Below are 5,405 nucleotides of genomic sequence, written 5' to 3'. Positions count from 1 at the left end.
TGTTGGAGTAGTCTTCCTTCTTTAACACAGCTATTTGAACCCTCTCTGCATATGATAAGTGTTTTCCTTTACGTGCTAATGTGGTATCGTTAGAGTGCGTCATGTGAATTCATCCTGTCTATTGAGAATTAGTGGTAACTTCAATATAACATGAAATTCACATGGCGTTTTTTTATATTAGCCTAGGTGGCTAACTTCATTATAAAATCCAGCAAATTGAAATAGTTTAAAATAAAAAGCGAAGCCCTGGGATAATTAATATCCTCAAATGCTTCGCTTTTCTAAAATTCTGAATTTTAATAATTCAATCAATTTAAAGCACTAAACATAAAATCCGATGACTCCTGAAAGAATGCCCATGAGAGCGCCGGCAATAACGTCTCTTTTGAAGTGCACTCCGCCAATGACACGTAAAATCGCCAAGATACATCCCAACAGCATAAAGAAAATACCTAAGGGGATGTAGAGGTGGTACAGCGTTGTAGCTACGACAAAAACAGAAAAGACATGACGGCTGGGGAAGGATTTTCCTTGTGTGTCTTTTTTGATGAGGGGCGTGACACCTGTTACTTCGTAGGGACGGGGAGCATTAATTTGTTTACGGAAAATACTCACCAGAACAAAGGAAATCGCAGGAGTAAACAATACGCGCCAGATTCTCGGATCCCCTGTATAAAGCAGTATAACCAGAACGATTGGGTAAGTTGCATAGACCGAAAATGTAATCAGGCGGTTCGATTGATTGATTAATTTTTCATACATATTTTTCTAACACCCTATAACTTTTTTTATACTATAACATATTTACGTTAATAAAAGTGTGCCTCTATAGTTAGTATATCTAAATGACAGAAATAATTTTATAATACGAGATGCATTCAACTCAGACAGACGTTTAATCTGTTAAGTTAAAGCTCAAACGATATTTTCCTGCCAGTATGAACGTTAGTCAGTTTAATTGCAGACTCATACAGTTTTTCGATTCGAGATTGAACATAAAATTAATTATGTTAAGACCCAAGCTGTTATTTCATGTGAGTTTAAAAGTAAGCCTGATTACGTAAAGACTCAGATTGTTTTTATCCGTCAGTTAACAGGCTAGAAGTAGTGGGACGACTAATGAGGCTCATTCGCCACCACTCGACCCGCTAGAGAGCAGGCTAGTCGACTCGTGTGGCTTGTTCTCCACCACTTAACCAGCTGTAGGACAGGCTAGTCATCTCATATGGCTTATTCTTCGTCAGATGACCCACTAGAGCGTTAGGTGGTCGACTCAGTGACACTTCAACCCGCGAGTTAGCAAGGATTTAGTGGATATAGAAAAATCGACTAGAAGTGTGCCTAAGTACGCTTCTAGTCGGTTTTTCTCAGTCATTTTTCATATTAAATGTCAAAGGTCAATGAGGATTTCTCATCCAGTCTGAAGGGACCGGGCGTGACCCGTGTATCGGTTCTGCTGTTACCAAAATAGTCTGTGTCAAAACTGTAAGGGCTGCTTTCGGGTGTTTCATAAGCCATCTCAGCATGATATGTTTTGCCCAGCATGTCTGTAGTGACCATAGCTTCAGAATGCTCACCTAAGGATGCTGGTTGACTGATTTCAATATGCACCATTCCCTCCACCGGATTACTCTCGATATGGAATACTTTTTCCCTTAGCGTAGCAGCATTCGTTTCTTGAGAGCTTGGAACTGCCTCATTAAGGTAGAGGTTCCCATCCATCGAAACAGGCAAGACTGCATTGCCTACTAAAATAGCGTCTGCTGCATCTCCCAGTTCCGCAATTTCTTCTTTAGTCATATCCCACCACTGCTTTTCATCGGCATTTGGATGCTGATTGTATCCGCCCAGACCGACAGGATGCATGTAGCAGATGGAATCATCCGGAACACCGTCCATAACTTTTTTCTCTCCAGCTTCAGAAGCTTCCCGATTTTTAAGTGGTAGATGCTCGAAGAAAGTAATCGGCACAGGGTCCTTGCTCTTATCTCCGTCCCCAAGGAATATATTATTGAAGTAGCGGTCGTCGCCTCCAGTAATATTCGAGTAGCCGGCCATAGCTGTCTCATGTGGGAAATGGTATGGCGTAATTCGTGTGAGTTCGGATTGCACAACAAATCTGCCGGCAAACAGATTATGCACAAAGGCTCCACCTTGAGCCATATTTCTGAAATTCATAGGAGACAGGAATAGATTATGATCAACCAGGTAGGGGCCATGGCACACCTCGACGAATAAATCCTCTGACAAGTTATCGAAAAAGACATTGCGACTGATTCGGGTTCCCTGTGCCTGCCAGTCCAGCCAGAGTCCTCTGTAACTGCTGTAAATTTTGTTGTCCGTGATTTGAGTGTCCAAAGCGGCGTGCAGTTTGATTCCACCTACTTCAGCCCCATGACGAAGACGTTTATGGTGGATATTGTAAATACGGTTATGTGAAATTTCGCTGAAAGCTGCGCCCATGTGACCGACAATTCCAGCTTGTTCACAGTCGTGAATAATATTGTTGCGCACAATATGACTGCCGACCGTATCTTTATGCCAGCCTGAATGGAGAGCCTTCAAGATGACTTCCTGTTCCCGCTGAGTTCCACCTTTTCTTTTTCTATCTTTGTGCCCCGTACCAGTTTCTGTGCCTAAGCTGATGCCCACGTTTTTTGATTCGCTGATAGTATTGTTTTCGATAATCCAACCCTTGCTCCAATGAGGACCGATCAGTCCTTCCTGAGAATCGGTTGGGGGTGCCCATTGAGGTGAGGCTTGAGTAAGCGTGAAACCACTGACGGAAATAAAATTCACACCGGATTTTTCAGGCCAGAAGCAGTGAGGGCGGACATTTATTTCCGCATTTTCAGTACGGGGATCTTTGCCACCAAAGTTTGCCCATATTTTCGTCGTTTCTGTCCCCACTTTTGCATGCCATTTTAATAGAGAATCATCTGAATATTTCGCTTCAGACCATCTTTCAGGATGATTTACTTCCTCCACACTGCCGCATTCATAAAGAGATTTTCCGTCCAGATAGACTTCACCCAAGTGAGCCATGAGGTCTCCGTCAAAGAGCCAGTCGCCACTCAGTTCGACTTCAAAAGGATTCCGATTTTTAAAAAAGGAGCTAGGCACTTCTGTACTCCAGACATTATTTCCTTCAGAAGTCCATTCTGAAATGCGTTCAGCCCCAGAGATAACGACTTCTCCATCGCCGGCAGCTTTGTAAAGTATTCTCTGTTCTTCTGTTCCTCCATTTAAAGGGTTGACCCATTCTCTGTAAACTCCGGCATGAACAGTAACGATATCGCCAGGCTCAGCTAAAGTAGCCGCTCGTGAAATTGTGCGAAATGACTGTTCAGCTGTTCCTGTATTTTGGTCATTTCCTTGAGTTGATATGTGGTAGTCCATTATTTTCTCCTTTTTCCTGTCATAAAAAGTTTAAGGTCATTTAATGACAGATGACAGGTTTTATTTGTGTGATAATTGATGTATTAAATGTAGTGTGTCTCAATCTATTTTACCAGAATGCTAGTGCAAGTATTCGAAGACAAGTGATTGAGTAAAATGTCAGCCACTGACAAGCTTGCTCTAAACTATAAGAAAAATCTGCTAGATTATAACTGATTCAGGCATGGATAGAGTGCCAATTTTTTCAATCGGCCGTGTTATAATTCAATTATAGAGATGCATTGATTTTACATAGAAATCTGGATAATTAAGGCGGTTTAATAAACTGCTTCAAGCCTATACATAAGGGAGAAATACGATGGAAAATAGTAACGAAGGATTTTTTTCTTCAAAAAATCCCCACCAATTAGAATACGTAAGCAGTGGCTATAAGCCGGCGAACGCCCATAAATGGGGACCTGGGGTGCGGGATGTCTATGCATTACACTACATAATCAAAGGCAAAGGCACACTGAAAACCCGGTCAAAAGAGTTTGAACTTAAAGAAGGAGAGAGTTTTCTGATTTATCCGTACACAGAAATCTCCTATCATCCAGATTCAACTGATCCTTGGGAGTACGCCTGGATTGAATTCAAAGGCGAAGAAGCTTCTCGGATAATAGATTTGACCAGATTGTCAGTTGATTCTCCAGTTAGTCCTGCTGCATCGATAAATTTAGCTGAGTACTATTTTACTGAATTGGACCACGAGAAGACTGCTTATGAAGACATACGTCTGGAGGCAAAACTCCGACTGCTCTTGTCTTACTATGTGGAACAGTTTCCAGCAGATACGGTAAAAAGCGATATCGACTATGTTCAGCAGGCAAAAAAATACATTTATCAGCATTACTGGAAAGCATCTCTTACAGTCTCTGATATTGTGGAGGCTGTAAATATTGAGCGCAGCTACTTGTTTCGACTGTTTAAGGGCGAAACAGGGCTGCCGATTTCTTCTTACATTAGGCAAGTCAGAATACAGCAGGCATGCGTGCTGTTGGAGTCGTCTGACTTGTCAGTCAGTTCCATCGCTTATTCTGTAGGGTACAAAGATCCGTTGTACTTTTCTAAAGTTTTTAAAAAGACAATGGCAAAATCACCTTCTGCCTACAGGTTATAGAAAACACGTTATCGGAAGAGGACACAGTTACCTGACTCCCGGTAGTAGGTAATCAAATCCTCCAAAGCCTTTCTTTCGCAGCCCAGAGGCACTTTGAGGCAGTCCAGACAGGAAAATGTTCGGGCTGTCCGCGAGACGACTTTCAAATTTAAAGCGACTTCGTCCGGGTGAAGAGGAACCTTGCAGTGCTGGCAAGTAGAAGAATTGCTCATATCAGCTGACAACTTTCGCTCTAACAATGAGACAATCATGCTTTGGCACAACGGGATTATAGCGTTCTTTGAATTGTCCGATTGTTTTATACGGGGCGTTAGTGAGAAAACCCCTGGTTTCAACCAGGGGATGAATCACGTCTCGAACGCCCGCTATTGTATTCTTTTAGCTGGTCTTGAACGTATTGCAGCACAACTTCTTTGGAGACGTCGCCTACAGTACTGGCAAAGTAACTATGTGACCATAACGCNCTGGGTAGGCTTTAAACCAGTCCCTTGCAGAAGCGCCCTTCAATGCCTTCATGACCGAACTAATGGCCTTGTTCGGTGGAAAGGATACCACCATATGAATGTGATCATCCACGACCTCACTCTCCAGTATGGTGATGACGTTGTTTTGAGCCGTCACCTGCAGGAAGTCTTTCATCGCCTGCCGGCGTTCGGGTGTGGTGAATACCGCTTTACGGTACTTGGTCACCCAGACCAAATGGTAGGTGGCGCGGTAAACATTTGTCCGTGTTTTTGTATACATGCGTATGCCCCTCATATACTTTATTCAAGCGCTATAATAGTGTTACATACTTATCATATGTGATATAATAAGTATACCACATCACAAGGAGGATGCACACGAT

Annotated in this window: 3 protein-coding genes and 1 pseudogene; 1 reads left to right on the top strand and 3 read right to left on the bottom strand. The window is 42.6% G+C overall.

The annotated features are described in order from the left end of the window. Positions 1-321 precede the first annotated feature (321 nt). Together ACYVLS_RS02875 and ACYVLS_RS02870 are read right to left on the bottom strand one after the other, a co-directional pair. A complete protein-coding gene (locus tag ACYVLS_RS02875) occupies positions 322-762 on the bottom strand; it encodes a phosphatase PAP2 family protein (RefSeq protein ID WP_460321009.1) in 441 nt (146 codons plus the stop codon). A 621-nt stretch (positions 763-1,383) separates the two neighbouring features. Next, positions 1,384-3,399, bottom strand: coding sequence for a right-handed parallel beta-helix repeat-containing protein (locus ACYVLS_RS02870; protein WP_460321007.1), 2,016 nt, complete (start codon positions 3,397-3,399; stop codon positions 1,384-1,386). Positions 3,400-3,757: 358 nt separating this feature from the next. Here ACYVLS_RS02870 and ACYVLS_RS02865 point away from each other — a divergent pair, with 358 nt between their 5' ends. After that, complete coding sequence (locus ACYVLS_RS02865; protein ID WP_460321004.1) at positions 3,758-4,558, top strand: AraC family transcriptional regulator; 801 nt, start codon at positions 3,758-3,760, stop codon at positions 4,556-4,558. A gap of 331 nt (positions 4,559-4,889) precedes the next feature. Here the strand turns inward: ACYVLS_RS02865 and tnpA are convergent. Then, a pseudogene (gene tnpA / locus ACYVLS_RS02860) lies at positions 4,890-5,302 on the bottom strand (IS200/IS605 family transposase). Between the last annotated feature and the right edge of the window lie 103 nt (positions 5,303-5,405).

This window comes from Alkalibacterium psychrotolerans (genome assembly GCF_054784355.1).
The sequence above is the reverse complement of the archived record's forward strand: the minus strand, read 5'-3'. Positions and strand labels throughout refer to the sequence as shown.

Excerpts from the sequence above, each read along its gene's own strand:
- ACYVLS_RS02870 (WP_460321007.1), bottom strand. The coding sequence starts at position 3,399 with ATGGACTACCACATATCAACTCAAGGAAATGACCAAAATACAGGAACA.
- ACYVLS_RS02875 (WP_460321009.1), bottom strand. The coding sequence starts at position 762 with ATGTATGAAAAATTAATCAATCAATCGAACCGCCTGATTACATTTTCG.
- ACYVLS_RS02865 (WP_460321004.1), top strand. The coding sequence starts at position 3,758 with ATGGAAAATAGTAACGAAGGATTTTTTTCTTCAAAAAATCCCCACCAA.